16 protein-coding genes are annotated in these 14,092 nt (G+C 41.0%); 1 reads left to right on the plus strand and 15 read right to left on the minus strand.

The window, feature by feature from the left end; genetic code table 11:
* Positions 1-64: 64 nt before the first annotated feature.
* Complete coding sequence (locus MKY17_RS20960) at positions 65-733, minus strand: YdeI/OmpD-associated family protein (protein ID WP_339200556.1); 669 nt, start codon at positions 731-733, stop codon at positions 65-67.
* Between the two features lie 701 nt (positions 734-1,434).
* Here MKY17_RS20960 and MKY17_RS20965 point away from each other — a divergent pair.
* A complete protein-coding gene (locus MKY17_RS20965; protein ID WP_339200558.1) occupies positions 1,435-1,938 on the plus strand; it encodes a DinB family protein in 504 nt (167 codons plus the stop codon).
* Between the two features lie 155 nt (positions 1,939-2,093).
* On the opposite strand, the gene MKY17_RS20970 is transcribed toward MKY17_RS20965, so the two are convergent.
* From MKY17_RS20970 to MKY17_RS21035, 14 genes are all read right to left on the minus strand, one after another.
* Positions 2,094-2,906 (minus strand): ABC transporter permease subunit, encoded by an 813-nt coding sequence (locus tag MKY17_RS20970; protein WP_144526807.1) that lies wholly within the window; start codon positions 2,904-2,906, stop codon positions 2,094-2,096.
* 59 nt (positions 2,907-2,965) lie between these two features.
* Positions 2,966-3,751: an ABC transporter permease subunit gene (locus MKY17_RS20975; protein WP_098369896.1), complete on the minus strand. Its 786-nt coding sequence runs from the start codon at positions 3,749-3,751 to the stop codon at positions 2,966-2,968.
* On the minus strand, positions 3,741-4,529 hold the full coding sequence (gene phnC, locus MKY17_RS20980; RefSeq protein ID WP_098369895.1) for a phosphonate ABC transporter ATP-binding protein: 789 nt from the start codon (positions 4,527-4,529) through the stop codon (positions 3,741-3,743). The genes MKY17_RS20975 and phnC overlap by 11 nt, the downstream gene beginning before the upstream one ends.
* A gap of 27 nt (positions 4,530-4,556) precedes the next feature.
* Complete coding sequence (gene phnD / locus MKY17_RS20985) at positions 4,557-5,591, minus strand: phosphate/phosphite/phosphonate ABC transporter substrate-binding protein (protein WP_339200561.1); 1,035 nt, start codon at positions 5,589-5,591, stop codon at positions 4,557-4,559.
* Positions 5,592-5,719: 128 nt separating this feature from the next.
* The gene (locus tag MKY17_RS20990) at positions 5,720-6,433 is read right to left on the minus strand and encodes an ATP-binding cassette domain-containing protein (protein ID WP_141993959.1); all 714 of its coding nucleotides are present in this window, start codon (positions 6,431-6,433) and stop codon (positions 5,720-5,722) included.
* 22 nt (positions 6,434-6,455) lie between these two features.
* A complete protein-coding gene (gene phnM, locus MKY17_RS20995; RefSeq protein WP_098369892.1) occupies positions 6,456-7,634 on the minus strand; it encodes a phosphonate metabolism protein PhnM in 1,179 nt (392 codons plus the stop codon).
* A gap of 31 nt (positions 7,635-7,665) precedes the next feature.
* Positions 7,666-8,511: an ATP-binding cassette domain-containing protein gene (locus MKY17_RS21000; RefSeq protein WP_141993961.1), complete on the minus strand. Its 846-nt coding sequence runs from the start codon at positions 8,509-8,511 to the stop codon at positions 7,666-7,668.
* Entirely contained in the window at positions 8,512-9,366 is an 855-nt protein-coding gene (locus tag MKY17_RS21005) for an alpha-D-ribose 1-methylphosphonate 5-phosphate C-P-lyase PhnJ (RefSeq protein ID WP_098369890.1), read from the minus strand.
* Positions 9,359-10,492 (minus strand): carbon-phosphorus lyase complex subunit PhnI, encoded by a 1,134-nt coding sequence (locus MKY17_RS21010; RefSeq protein WP_339200563.1) that lies wholly within the window; start codon positions 10,490-10,492, stop codon positions 9,359-9,361. Before MKY17_RS21010 ends, MKY17_RS21005 begins: the two co-directional genes overlap by 8 nt.
* Positions 10,474-11,091 (minus strand): phosphonate C-P lyase system protein PhnH, encoded by a 618-nt coding sequence (phnH, locus tag MKY17_RS21015; protein ID WP_141993964.1) that lies wholly within the window; start codon positions 11,089-11,091, stop codon positions 10,474-10,476. The genes MKY17_RS21010 and phnH overlap by 19 nt, the downstream gene beginning before the upstream one ends.
* 12 nt (positions 11,092-11,103) lie before the next feature.
* A complete protein-coding gene (phnG, locus tag MKY17_RS21020; protein WP_141993965.1) occupies positions 11,104-11,529 on the minus strand; it encodes a phosphonate C-P lyase system protein PhnG in 426 nt (141 codons plus the stop codon).
* A gap of 278 nt (positions 11,530-11,807) precedes the next feature.
* The gene (locus MKY17_RS21025; protein ID WP_339200565.1) at positions 11,808-12,509 is read right to left on the minus strand and encodes a GntR family transcriptional regulator; all 702 of its coding nucleotides are present in this window, start codon (positions 12,507-12,509) and stop codon (positions 11,808-11,810) included.
* Positions 12,510-12,720: 211 nt separating this feature from the next.
* Positions 12,721-13,605 carry a PHP domain-containing protein gene (locus MKY17_RS21030; RefSeq protein WP_141993967.1) on the minus strand — a complete coding sequence of 295 codons (885 nt, stop codon included), beginning with the start codon at positions 13,603-13,605 and terminating at the stop codon, positions 12,721-12,723.
* 128 nt (positions 13,606-13,733) lie between these two features.
* On the minus strand, positions 13,734-14,078 hold the full coding sequence (locus tag MKY17_RS21035) for a hypothetical protein (protein ID WP_339200566.1): 345 nt from the start codon (positions 14,076-14,078) through the stop codon (positions 13,734-13,736).
* Positions 14,079-14,092: the final 14 nt, after the last annotated feature.

Genomic DNA, 14,092 nt, shown 5'->3' on the forward strand with positions numbered 1-14,092 from the left:
TAGTATATGCTTTTGATAGGATGAACAGAACATGAAAAAAGAGAATGGAAGACATTCCCCACCCTCATTTATTTCTTCGATATAGATCCCTGCTCTTGTAACCTTCTCCTAAAATCGTTTTCATTTCCTGGCGCCGTTTCACTTGGGTCGCCTCTTGTTTTGCACTATACACGTAACGAGCCCAATCCTTGCGATACCCTGGGGTAAGTGATTGATAGAACGCAAGCAAATCAGGATAATCCTGCAAATCTTTCTCAATTTCAGAAATCATTTCGATATAATCATCTACTGATTGGCTTGCTTTAGTATATGGACGGTTTCTATTTTTCGAATCTTCTTTTAGTCCAACTACCGTAAAGACATCATCCAACCCAACCATACGTGCAAACTTCAGGTCACTCGAGCCAACATAACCGTCATCATCCGCACCAAGGCCTTGCATCAGATCATCACGATGAATATATGTAGCATATTCTTTATTCCCCTTCTTGGGATACGCCAAATAAATATAGCCATTTTTATTCAAGTGATTGTTCTCGATCACCTTATCCACGATTCCTTTTAAAGAATCCATATCCAATACAAAAGCAAATATAAGATCATAGGCACTTTCATTAAGCTCTGTATCGTAATCCGGCAGCTCCGCTAAATAATCCGCCCCGGCTGGCAGATTCAAGACTGCAACCCGTTCATATTTATGTAAATTCAGTTTTTCGACTATTGTTTTAGCCATTGGGATTCACCATCCTCGTTCATTTTGTCTATCTTCAGTTTATAAGCTCCCCATTGCGTTAGCAACTTTTCTCTTGATAGTCTATCCAATATAAAAAGCAAAAAGACGATGTGTAAACCTTCCGTCTTTTTTCATATAATTATTTCTAGGAAAATATTAACTGTGCTATAATTCAGATATAATCAATTCCAATGTCCAACTTCTTTTAGTGAATGCCAGTATACATTATCCGGTTCATCAGAGGAAGCCCTGGACGTCGCATTCTTGTATTGAAGCGCGTAGGCATAAACTTAACTTTTTTGCATAGGCATGATAGGGTATCAAAGCTCCAAAAAATGTAGTCCCTGGAAGTACTGACCTGACTTCAGCTCTGCATATCTTCCTCAAGACAACATAAAAGCCAATCTTTGAAGCAAGGTCTTACACATGAAACATGCTTTTTTTTTACAATGCGAGATATCTTTGACGATCTTTCCCAAATAGAACCTTCCTTATATGCATAGTGTCACACCCCATTAGACATTCATATTCCATCAATGAATAAAAATCATAATTCTTTTGAGATCAATGCGTTTTTTTATAAGTACCACATCGTTTCATCTTAGTTTTATTGCATTTGTCATGCAGTCGATATCCCTTTTTTCCCATAACAAAAATTCCGTGATGCTTTCAAATCGAGGTGTCACAAAAGGGGGGTTCTCATGAATTATATCGAGTATGATTTGCTATTCGAATCAAGAAACCAGTTAATAGAGGAAATTACGGAGTTGGATGAAACAATGCTCCACCATAGGCCTGCATCTGAAGTATGGAGCATCGCCCAAATTTGCCATCATTTATATCTTACGGAACAGGTGTTTACAGAAGCTATAGCAAATGGCATTCGGGAAAGGGACTTTAATAATATCATTCAAAAAAACATTTACCTGGTTACTAATAGAACAAAGAAATTCGTATCCCCTGAAATCGTTTCACCCTCTTCAACCCCATTTCAATTATCGGGCCTTATGGATTTTCTGGCAGAATCAAGGGATCGTTTATTACAGGTTCTTTATGATATGGATTCAGATATCTTGTTAAGCAGAAAGAAAGCCAAGCATCCCCTGTTCGGGGACCTCTCATTGGATCAATGGATTGAATTATTATCGTTACATGAACAAAGGCATATCAAACAGATACAAGAAATAAAGTCCGCCCTTATATAAGCCTTTCATGACAATGACTACATTTAAATCGATTTCCAAACAAAGAGACCACTTCATTTTGTGGTCTTTTTTCATGCATTCTATGAAACGAACGGACTGTCGGGGGCTGCACCAAATTGATAGATGGGCAGAACCCATATTTCCCAATTCTAGCATCAAGATGATACTTTAAGTTTCCTTTTGATTTGTGTTGCGAAGATTTCAAGACAGATTGCAATTATCAGGATAAAATAAGTGATTGCTCCAATTTCACTCAAGTCAAAGTAAAATCCACTTGCCATGAACATATCGAAGCCGATTCCTCCTGCGCCTGCCGCTGCGCCCATTGCGACCGCCACTGCAAAATTGATTTCAAAGCGCATGAAAGTCCATGAAATGATATAAGTGATCGAAGATGGAATGATGACTTGGAACACGATTTGCCACCAATTCGCTCCGCTTGCTTGCAGGGCTTCTATGGCACCTTTATCAATTTCCTCGAAGGATTCCGAGTAGGCCTTTACAAGGTAACTTATGGAGTGAAACGTCATCCCTATAACTGCCGCTACACTGCCCAACCCTGCTGCGACTGCAAAAATGAGGACCCATAATACGGTAGGTACGGCTCTAATCAGGGCAACCGATCCCTTTATGACAATCGATAATGGCTTGGACGAGATATTTCCAGCCGCTAATAGTCCCAACATCAGGGCAATGATTGCACCAAATATTGTCGTTAAGAAAGCTAAACCCAATGTAATCGACACCTGATAAAGCGCTTGAGTGAAGGTAAAGTGCTTCAAATGCGGCTCAAAAAACATGGTCTTCAAATTATCGACGGTCAATAATAGCGCGTCCCACAGTTTAACATCCTTATAATCAAAACTGGCAAAAGCGTATATGGTCAAAACTGCTAGTACCAGCACACTCAACCTAATGGCGATCGAAGATTTCGAGAAGGGCTTTTTGGCTAGTCGTTCAAGTAGCATTTTATCTAAATCCTGTCCAGTAGGAGAAGGAAATGGTTTGATTGGACCCTCTGCCTGCATTATAAAATCACCCTCCTCACATAATTTGAGATCAATTCAATACATAATATCGAAATGATGATCGTAATGACGACAAGACTGGCAATGTCATAACTCAAGTTTTTATAATAAAGATTAAACGTAAAACCAATACCCGATCCTGTAAGCAGTCCGACCAATGTTGCATTCCTGATATTCGTTTCAATCATAAAAAGTACCCAGCTGATCATTTGCGGAATTGTTGAAGGGATAACAGACTGCGAAATGACGGTTAGATAACTTGCGCCGGTTGTCTGCAAAGCTTCTACGGAACTGCAGCTCACTTCATCGATCGTTTCAATGAAAGCTCTTGTTAAAAACCCGAAGGATCCGAAAAACAAGGCAAAATAACCGGTCAAGGAACTTTGTCCAAATGAGAATAACAGAACTAACGCCCATATTGAGACATCAATATTTCTAAATAAAACTGCTACCCCGCGGCTAAACCCTCCGAAAAAAGCATTCACCCTTGTCGTATTGGAACCCAATATCGCAAATACAAAGGCCAATATTCCCGCGAATGTGGTTGCAGCAACGGATATTAAAAGCGTTTCTTTCAGCTTTATCAAAATGTCCGGGAGTTTGGTTAGGGAATCCTTTGTTGGATAAAAGTTCGATAACGACCATTGTATGGCCTTAGGAACCGAAGTAACCCCTTTTGCGATGCTGAATTCTGTAATGATAATGGAAACAGCCGTCGCAGCCCCAATAAGCAAAAACAATACAAGTGAATTTCTTCTCTTTTTTGCAAAAACATCAGCCGACATGGGAACCTCCCAAATCAAAAATCAACTTTCCTTCATCTGATCCATAAATCTGATGGATATCATTTGAGGTAATATTTTGAGTTGTGCCATTGAAAACAACCTTCCCGCCATTCACACCGATGATTCGATCCGAATACTTCAGGGCAACATCGACTTGATGCAGGTTGACTACGACTGTGATCCCCATGGAAGTGCAGATATTCCTTAAATGATCCATGATCACTTTGGAAGAATTCGGGTCAAGAGAGGCAATCGGTTCATCGCATAATAGCAATTTAGGATTTTGGATAAGCGCCCGCGCAATGCCAACCCGTTGTTTCTGACCTCCGCTCAACTGATCGGACCTTTTATAGATTTGATCTTCCAGACCGAGAATTTGGAGAACTTTAGCAGCCTGAAGTTTCTCCTCTTCACTATAAAGGCCAAGGATTCCAGCCAGTGTAGATTTATAGCCTAATCGTCCATGCAGGGTATTTTCAATCACACTTAGTCTATTTACAAGATTGTAATGCTGAAAAACCATCCCTATTTTCCTGCGTACTTTCTTTAACTCCCTTTTATTCACCTTGTATACATGATCATTATCAAAAATGATTTCTCCGCTAGAAGCATCGATCATCCTATTGATGCATCGAAGGAGAGTTGATTTCCCTGCTCCAGATGGCCCTATGATAGAAACGAACTCTCCTTCTTTCACAGTGAAGTCAATATTGGATAACGCCTTTGTACCATTTCCAAAATGTTTTGAGACATTTTTCACTTCCAATAATGTTTTCATGTATGCTCCTCCTACATTTTACTGCCTTTATTTAGATAATTCCCGGATTGGATTGAACCAGTCATCCTCAACTTCTACCAATCTTTCTTTTCCGCTCACCCGTTTAAATAGACCTGATAACTTAGAATCTTCCGGTACGAAAACTTTCTCATTATTTGCCATTTCATCGGACATCAACGTTTCAAGAATTTTTTCACGTGTCTCCTCACTGACTAATTCGGTGTTAACAACGAAAGGTGCATTCAGAACCGGAGTCACTGAAATGAGTGAGAATGTCTTATCTACAACTGTGTTGAAGGGTTCAGCTGCATCCTTCTTCACCTTATACACGGCACCTGCTTTATTCTCTTCCCCATCAGCCAGCTCCACATAATTATTGACACATGTGTCACAAAAAGCCGCCACTTCCGCTTTCCCGGTCAAAAGATTAACAGCCGATCCTTGGTGTGAACCGCCATAAAGCACTTCACTGAAGAATTTATCTTTCCCGCCTTCCAATAAATCCTCGGCCGTTAATTCCTTAAACTTATCTTGCTGCGAAAAATAATCAACGATTCCTGTGGAAGGGACTTTGAAGCCAGATGTTGAGCTATTTGATACGAAAGAGAACTTTTTCCCTTGGATACCGTCTATCTTGTATTCGCCGTTAATTTTATAGTCATCTGCATTTTGAACGGCCAGCCAGCTATTATAGACTGCATCATCCAACGTACCTGATTCACCGCTTGGAACAACTAGAGGCTGAACACTATCGTTTTTGTTGTTTGCTTCAATATATCCTTGCGCTCCCAGGAATGCTAAATCCGCGTTTCCATTAGCAATTGCCTCGATTGCAATGTTATAGTCCGTAGTGGTCTTATGTTCGACTTTCTTTCCTGTGGCGTCCTCCAAGATCTTCCCGATTTCATCGCGGGCTTCCCCTAAATCTTCCCCGGATTCATTTGGCAGCCATGCTACGGTTAATATATCATCTTCATTTGCACCTGTTGAACTAGTGGAAGAACAGCCTGTGAACACCAGCAAAATAACTAACATCAATATGGACATCATCGATTTTTTCACGTTAAATCTTCCCTCCTATTTAAAAGATCTTTTCTTATTTCAGTCACTTCCCATAAAACAATACCGGTACAATACTAACCTGCCGTTAAGGAGGCTGAACATTCAGTAAAATTTATGTGAATTCGTCGTTAAATTTTTTGAATAGCTTGAGTAAAACATCCATTCTGTATGCTATATTCTTTATTTACTAACCGATTCATGAACTCCAAGTCATGAAAAATACCCAGCATTGTCGTTCCTTCGTTCATTAGCTGTTCCAGCAGGGTTTTCACCTTCACTTTAGAATCGTGATCCAAACTTGCAGTCGGTTCATCCAGCAGGAGGAGCCGCGGCCTTTTCACCATTGCTCTTGCTATATTTAACCTTAGCTTCTCCCCTCCTGAAAAAGTAGCAGGGTAACTGTCCCATAGCTCTTTTCCTATTTCAAAGTGGTCGAGGATTTTTTCCGTTTCGATATTGGCCATTTCCCTGGTTTGTCCCATTTCAAGGATGGCACCGGTAACAAGCTGCCTTGCTGTAGTTCTTGGCATGACATTTAAAAATTGAGATACATAGCCTATCTCATGCTTACGCAGGTATATCATTTCCCTTTCTGTAGCTTTTGCTAGATTAATCGCACCATAGTGGGAAGATTCATACCAGATGTCTCCTTCTTGAACCCGATAGGTACCATAAATCGATTTTAGGATCGTTGATTTTCCGCTGCCGCTCTTGCCTGTAATGCCAATGAATTCGCCTTTTTTCACTGTGATCGTAATGTTGCTGACCGCATGGATATTCTTGCGTTGATTATGTAAAATAAAAGACTTTGATAAATCATTGATCTCCAATATGTTCTCCACTTTCCCACCCGCTTTCTAAAATTTAGATCCTGTAATTCGTTTTTTGAATCAATTTTCCGTCTACAATCACAGTTGTTATTACAGGGAAATCACCCGAAATTTTTTCAATAATAAGTATGTCAGCCTTTTTCCCTTCGTGAATCGATCCAATTTCGTCCTCCATCTTGACTGCCTTTGCGGGATTAATCGTAACTAGCTTAAACATATCGACAAGATCCATCCCATGGTTTTCGACCAATTCAAACATTGAATGCAGCAGGGCCGCAGGGTAATAATCACTGCATAATATGTCTATGCTTCCATCCTGAATGGCTTCAGAGGCACTTAAGTTCCCGCTATGAGAACCTCCCAAAAGCACATTTGGTGCACCAGCTATGGTATACATCCCCATATCATGGGCCTTACGGGCAATCTCAAGTGTGATTGGAAATTCACTTATACTTGTTCCGAAGCTGTGAACCAATTCAAGCTTCTCTATTGAATCATCATCATGTGAGGCAACGGCAATATTATTTTCCCTTGCTAGAAGTGCAATTTCCTTCATTCTTTCAATCGTCAGCTTTTCTTTCACTTGATGAGTCCGGATCATCACATCAATGGCTTCATCACTATAATTGTTATACCCCCTTAAAGTGTTTCGATATATCTCTAGATGCCGATACTGCCCTTGTCCTGGAGTGTGGTCCATGAATGAGACCAGATGCACTTTCTTTTCGGAAACATATTCTTTTAAACTATCAATATCCTCCAAATTATCGATTTCATACCGGGCATGAAACCGATGACGGACCAGGTGCTTCATCGTATGTGTTTGATCAATTAAGTCGATGAGCTTCCTTACATTCTCAGGCTCCCGAATTGGCTTATATGCGTATTCAGTGGATTTATAGAGCGACAGAGAATGAAACATGGTCGTGATCCCGTGCGTAATCAGTTCCTTTTCCGTTTCTCTTAAGCTCAATTGAAAATTCATTAAAGAAGTCGGGCGCGGCGCAGTCATATGTTCAATATAATCCGAATGGAGATCAATGAAACCAGGTGAGACATATCCACCCAAAGCGTCCAGCACTTCCATCTCAGGACTCATTTCGATTTCTCCCACAGGTGCAATACGGCAAATTCTATCATCCTTAATTAAGAGATCATGGTCCATCAGGATCGAGTCTTCCGTAATTATTTTTCCATTTTTAATCAGCAACAATGTCTCTTCCCCCATTTTCCTTTAGTTTCTTTTACAGCAGTGAGTGTACTAATTTTTGGGTATAAGGATGCTGTGGATCTTCAAGTATTTGATCTGTTAAACCTTGCTCGATTACTTTACCCTCCAGCATGACGAGCGTACGGTCTGCAAGCATTCGGATTACGCCCAAATCATGGGATACCAATACAATGCTGATATTCAAATCTCTTTGGAGACCTTTAATTAGATCCAAAACACTTGCTTGAACTGATAAATCCAAACCCGTGGTGACCTCATCCAAAAGCAGTATGGGGGGATTGTTGGACAATGCTTTTGCTATCTGGACCCGTTGCTGCATTCCGCCTGAGAAATTCCTTGGTTCTTCTTTCATTCGATGAATGGGAATATTGACTGCTTCAAGAAGCTCGGCGCCTCTTGTTTCCATGCTGCCAACATGTCTGTTCCCAGCTGAAATTAACTTCTCAGCAATATTGCCTATCGAGGAGAAATCCATTTTCAACCCTAGAATCGGGTTTTGATAAACCTTCCCCATCAGGTGGTTTCGAACGAATCTTTTTTTCTGGGCTGACTCCATGAATAAATTCTTTTTTCCATCCTCAAAGCCCGCCACATACATTTCTCCATCTGTTACTTCTTCGTCAAAATATAAACTTTTCATTAAAGTGGATTTACCGCTGCCGCTTTCCCCTACAATTCCTAGAACTTCACCGTGATACAAATCAAACGTCACATCTCTACAGGCATATACCGTCCCGCATTCGTGACAATAGTTTTTCGCCACTTTTCCTAATTTCATATGTTTACAAATTGAACATCCGTTACCGTACTGTTTGTTCATTTGTTTAACCGATAATACGGGTACCTCTAGCACAGACATTTAATTCACTCCCAATGATTGTTTTTGATTGACCATTTCAAGGCAATTGCTTGTATCATTGCATAGGAAATACGTTCCCCCTGATTCCTCATCAACAAGTTCATCCAAAAACACATCATTGGACCCGCAGAGAATGCAAGCATGATTTGTAAAGGACTCGATTTCAAATTCGTAATCATCAAATGCCAAAGATGATACATTTGTATAAGGAGGTACTGCATATACCTTTTTCTCCCTGCCTGCACCTAACAAAATGAGTGCTTCACTTTCGTCCAGCTTGGCATTATCGAATCTTGGTATTGGACTTGGTGCCATGACATACCTGTCGTGGACCATCACCGGATGGTCTGCATCCGTCGCCATTATTCCGTACTTCATGATTTGTTCAAATAACATAAGCCATGCACCGCTATACTCTCTCTCAGCATGAAGCTTTTTCGTTTCATGTTCGCTCGGCTCAAAATTCCTTAAAGGTTCCGGTAATGGAACTTGAAGAATTAAAATCTGGTCTCGTTGCAACGGCACTTCCGGCACCCTGTGTCTAGACTGGATTAAAGAGGCATCTTTTGTGCTATCCGTCGTCCTTACCCCAGTGGTGTCAGATACGAGTTTTTTTATGTTAACGGCATTAACGGATTCATCCGAACCTTGGTCGATCACCTTAAGGACGTCATCCTTTCCAATCAATGACAATGTCAACTGCAGGCCGCCCGTGCCCCAACCACGCCCAATCGGCATTTCCCTTGAAGCGAATGGGACTTGATAACCGGGAATGGCAATCGCCTTCAGTGTTGCCCTTCTAATCTCCCGTTTCGACCCTTCATCAAAGAATGCAAAATTATAGGTTTTATTCATGCGATCCAACCTCCTGCTCTGTGGTCTTATCTTTTGACTTCCGGATGCTATCAAGCTTGGATTGGAACGTAACATAATGAGGCATCTTCAAATGGGAGATGAAACCCGTTGATTCAACTGAATCTATATGATAAAGGACGAATTCCTCGTTGTGACTTGGAAACTCCTTGTTGGGTTTTTCCAGGCAATTATCCAGGATGCCCATTGCGATTGCTTTTGTTTCATTTTGTCCCATGCACATGCCATAGCCAACTTCAAACTCTATTTCTTTTTTGCCTTGTTCCTTCTCTACCGTAAGCGGAATGAGCATCTCTACCTCCGTTGCTGTAAAGTCCCCAATATAATAGCTATCTTCCTCTTTCCCTTCGAGCAGCGGGTGATCGAGATGGACGGGCAGCTGACCTACCCGCAGCTCCCCTACTGTCGGGTGCAGTGCACCATATCCACGAATGACTGCATAAGCAAGTGATGTCACTGCACCGGTTTGGCCTCTTGTTAAAATTTGCAGGCGTTCACTCCGCATTGAAGGAAACTCCAGACTTTTCCTTGTGACATCCCCAGGCTGCAAATCATTGTTTTCACAGCTTGCTAATAAGCCTTCACTTCTTAAGTAGTCCAAAACTTTAGGCAGAGAGTTTAAATCAGCCATATGGTTCTGATATTCTGTTGAATGATTTTCTTCTTGAAAAGCCCGTAACCAATCTTGAATGCTTATATCCGATTCATTTTCCAGCTCCGAATCTAGTAACCGATGTGTATAATCGGTCGTGGCACCTAAAATCTGTCCGCCAGGTACATCCTTAAAACTAGCTGAAATCCGCCGTTCCACTTTCATATTTTCAGAACTGATCACACGTGAAACATGTTTTCGCGGCAAAGTGGATCGATAGGCCCTCAAGAGGAAAACAGCTTCTTCCGGATTGCCTTCAGCCTGTTTAATGGCAAGTGCAGCCAGTGATTGATCATACAAACTGCTTTCTGACATAACCTGATCAATCAACCCTCTCATCCCAGCTTCTATCTTATGCAGCTCTATAGCCGTCCCTTTTTTGACCCGTTCATACTTTAAGCGTTTGATCGATTCCTCAATCGCCTTTGTTCCTCCCTTTACTGCAACATATCCCATATAATCTCACCCCCATTTTCTTTGATTTGAGTCGTTCTCGGTAAAGCTATTAAACGATCTTGTTGATCCACAAAATACATATCGATTCCTAAAGGGAATTCTATGTTTTTTTCGTTCCTTACACCAAGCCAGGCGGAGACATTCGGGAGGCTTATGAATGATTCCTCTTGAATTCCCGGTCCAGAAAGAATCATTGAGTCCCCTTTCGTTACATCCGGCACTTCTAGAATGATCATTGCCGATTCATGGGGGTTAAACAGATTTCCTACCTTTGCTTTATTTATCGCTTCCTTCATTTGCTCCTCGGAGGCATCATGTAAAATAAAGATAAAATCCGCTTCCGGCAAATCGACAGGCTTTGAATAAGTAAGCTGATTGATCATTCTTGACACCGCCTCCCCCTCCTTTGCAATGACCTTAAAAGTCACTTCAGGGTCAAGTACCGTTCGTGCAAGCAGGATAGTAGAAGATAGGCATTCCATTTGAACATCCAAAGTCTTGGCTTCCCTCTCCAAAACCACTAAAGTTCCAGGTCTTGAAGTCGCCGTTACAAGCTTTCTATAAACAGTTTGTATATCATGAACTACATCCAAATTCATTACTTTCCCCCCTTATTGAACATCCATTGTTTCAAAGTTTACCTTGGTTCTTAAGATTGATCGATTCAGCTCTTGAAGATTTTTCTGTATATTCTCCTTCTCATTTTCCAAAACATGTGACCATGATCTCGTTTCGCCAAGATCAGCCTGATAAGCAGCATCAATGATAGCTAAACGATGTGCCAGCTCTTCCCGATGTCCCTTAACGATACCAATCCCAATTGAATCCTGAATTTGGACCGTGCATTCAGTCACCAGCATTTCCCCAAGATAAAACAAGCTCTTTTTTGCCGTTTCCCTTGTCTTTAGCAACACAAGGGCACTCTCTGGCTTTTGAATGACGGTAACTTTATATTTCATTGCTATTTCCTTGGCAAATTCCTTCGCAATGTCCTCAGAGCCTTGAATCAAAATCTCGGTTCTTTCCCTTCTTCTCATTCCATTGGCCTCCAATGTTTTAGTTTCCCGCTACATCTTCAATGTATCTTGTTGCCAAGTGAACGTACGTTAAGAAAGAGTAAATCTTGTATGAAATTTGTTAAAGCCGGACCTACACTATTCAAAATTTCGTGCCATTACTCGTGAATTCGAGCTTTACTCGTGAGTTTCGTACTTTTACTCGTGAATTCGAAGCATTTACTCGTGAGTTTCGTACTTTTACTCGTGAATTCAGAGCATTTACTTGTGAATTCGAGCGATATCTGGAATGGAAGTTTTTATATAACATATGTGAAACAATCGCTTCGATAGATTATGACCGTGTGCTCAAGGACTTGATTGCTCCGCTTATCCCGGCATAACGATTCCACTTGCAAAAGTGGAATTAAACTTGAACACTGCAAAATATCCCGTTCGAAAAGAGTAGGAAAAATCACGTTCAGTGTACTGCTGCTGGATCCGAATTCCACAAAGCCACGCTGCCTATAATATTGAAACATAGAGGTAATATCAGGACCGTCCTTTTCAATTTCAGGAAATGTTGATTTTGCTACAAAAGATGTATGAAGAGCAATCGGGAAATCGTCCATTAACCTAAGCCTGCCAATTTTAAAGACCTTGTCATCCCTTTCCGCCTCGAGGCTTTGAAAAATCTTCTGATCATAAGAAATTTCTTCGCAAAAAATAGTACTCGTTTGAAAGGAAAACTGGAATTCTTTCATTTTCTCGGTGAAACTGACATCTCCGGATAGAATTAACGGAATTTGCTTCTTGCTTTCCTGGACATAACTTCCCTTACCTTGCTTTGAATAGATAAAGCCTAAATCTTGAAGCTGCTCGTATGCCTTCCTGACAACTATTCTTGGAACATTAAATTGATCAGCGAGTATATGCTCTGAAGGTAACTTTTTATCCAATTGAAAGGTCCCACTCTTAATTTCCGATATTAAATGATCCACTAAAAAGTTTTTTTCCGCCAACAGAAATCCCCCTTTAAATATTAGATCTGTCCAATACCTATTTTTCCTTGTTAGTGTCAGTGTAATGAGAAAATATGAAGCTACCATGATTTTCTTGTAAAAAAAAAGTCCTGGTCAATTACCAGAACGAAAGGGAATACTTATTTTATGGATCTTTTCAATACGACATCCAGCATATGATCAGGTCGCTTTCACAGCAAAACTCCTGGTTTCATAGATCGATATTTTTCAATACCACATCATTAATGGACATGCTTTTTTTCCTTAATTTCAAAGCATCCACACATTCCTTTCCAGGGCTCATGCTGCCAAGCCGAATCGGATTCTCCCCATAATCCCCATGAAAATCCGAACCTCCTGTCTTAATGAGATTATATTGATCTGCATATGAAATCGCTCTTTCCTCTTCTTCATGACCATGATGAGGATGAAGAACTTCAATCCCTTCAAGCCCTGCTTCTACAAGATCGGGAATAATTTCGAAGCTCCCGTATTGTCCAGGATGAGCAAGGACCGGAACGCCTCCGGCAGCACGAATCGCCTTCACAGCAAGGATGGCATCCACATACTCCATAGGAATGAAGGCTATGCCTGGCTCTTCTCCATTTTGGCCGCGACTGAAGATCTTCTTATACAAATCTCCATAGATAGAATCCGTATACCCCGATTCGCGCAGCGCCAGCATAATATGCTGTTTATAAACACCGGTTCCTCCCCTGAATTTAGAAACCTGATCCCAAGTTATTCGATATCCTGCATGAATCAGCCGTTCCACCATTTTTTCAGAAGCTGCATTCCTCTTATGAATCAGTGGATTACATAGCTCCTCAAGTGCCTTATGACCAGGCTCAACAAAATAGCCCAAAATATGTACACGCCTTCCTCTTGCAAAGTCATAACCAGAAACTTCTATTCCAGGGATGATTTCAATTCCTATTTCCTTTCCCCGTTCCACCATCTCTTGCAATCTCATCGTTGTATCGTGATTCGTAATCGCTATATGGCCAATGCTTTCCCTTTTTGCAGTCTCCAATAGTTCTTCAAAAGAACTGGAACCATCTGAAATGTTCGTATGACAATGTAATTCAACCTTCATGCCAATCCCCCCATTCTTATTCGTTACCCATTATCATTTTAACTTAGTGCCATGTCGGTCCCGTTAAGAAGATGTAAAAAAACGTAAAGGTGTAATAGTCATACAGATTGGTGAAAATACTTAAGTATTTAAGGCTGTGGACAAATAAAAACATTCGAGTTGACTTCAGAAATCCGTTCCCTTTCCGCCGACTGTCTGCCAAGCCTCATCAAAGCAAGCGCCTTTGGTGTCTTGGCTAGCCAGTTATTCGGCTGGAATTTCTTCAATCCATTAAGGATTACTGTAAAAAAACATGAAGGATAACCTTGTCTTAACCAAGGTTCATTCGAGTTGATTTCAGAAATCCGCTCCCTTTCCGCCGACTGTCTGCCAAGCCTCCTCGACGCAAGCGTCTCCGGAGTCTCGGCTAGCCAGTTATTCGGCAGGAGTGTCGCAAATTTCTTCAATCCATTAAGGATTACTGTAAAAAACATGAAGGATAACCTAG

Source organism: Peribacillus sp. FSL P2-0133 (assembly GCF_037975445.1).
In the GTDB taxonomy this organism is placed as follows: domain Bacteria; phylum Bacillota; class Bacilli; order Bacillales; family DSM-1321; genus Peribacillus; species Peribacillus simplex_E.

Bases quoted from the DNA above. Each gene is read 5' to 3' on its own strand.
- MKY17_RS20960 (WP_339200556.1), bottom strand. From the start codon at position 733: ATGGCTAAAACAATAGTCGAAAAACTGAATTTACATAAATATGAACGG.
- MKY17_RS20965 (WP_339200558.1), top strand. From the start codon at position 1,435: ATGAATTATATCGAGTATGATTTGCTATTCGAATCAAGAAACCAGTTA.
- MKY17_RS20970 (WP_144526807.1), bottom strand. From the start codon at position 2,906: ATGCTACTTGAACGACTAGCCAAAAAGCCCTTCTCGAAATCTTCGATC.
- MKY17_RS20975 (WP_098369896.1), bottom strand. From the start codon at position 3,751: ATGTCGGCTGATGTTTTTGCAAAAAAGAGAAGAAATTCACTTGTATTG.
- phnC (WP_098369895.1), bottom strand. From the start codon at position 4,529: ATGAAAACATTATTGGAAGTGAAAAATGTCTCAAAACATTTTGGAAAT.
- MKY17_RS21000 (WP_141993961.1), bottom strand. From the start codon at position 8,511: ATGTCTGTGCTAGAGGTACCCGTATTATCGGTTAAACAAATGAACAAA.
- MKY17_RS21005 (WP_098369890.1), bottom strand. From the start codon at position 9,366: ATGAATAAAACCTATAATTTTGCATTCTTTGATGAAGGGTCGAAACGG.
- MKY17_RS21010 (WP_339200563.1), bottom strand. From the start codon at position 10,492: ATGGGATATGTTGCAGTAAAGGGAGGAACAAAGGCGATTGAGGAATCG.
- phnH (WP_141993964.1), bottom strand. From the start codon at position 11,091: ATGAATTTGGATGTAGTTCATGATATACAAACTGTTTATAGAAAGCTT.
- phnG (WP_141993965.1), bottom strand. From the start codon at position 11,529: ATGAGAAGAAGGGAAAGAACCGAGATTTTGATTCAAGGCTCTGAGGAC.
- MKY17_RS21030 (WP_141993967.1), bottom strand. From the start codon at position 13,605: ATGAAGGTTGAATTACATTGTCATACGAACATTTCAGATGGTTCCAGT.
- MKY17_RS21035 (WP_339200566.1), bottom strand. From the start codon at position 14,078: ATGTTTTTTACAGTAATCCTTAATGGATTGAAGAAATTTGCGACACTC.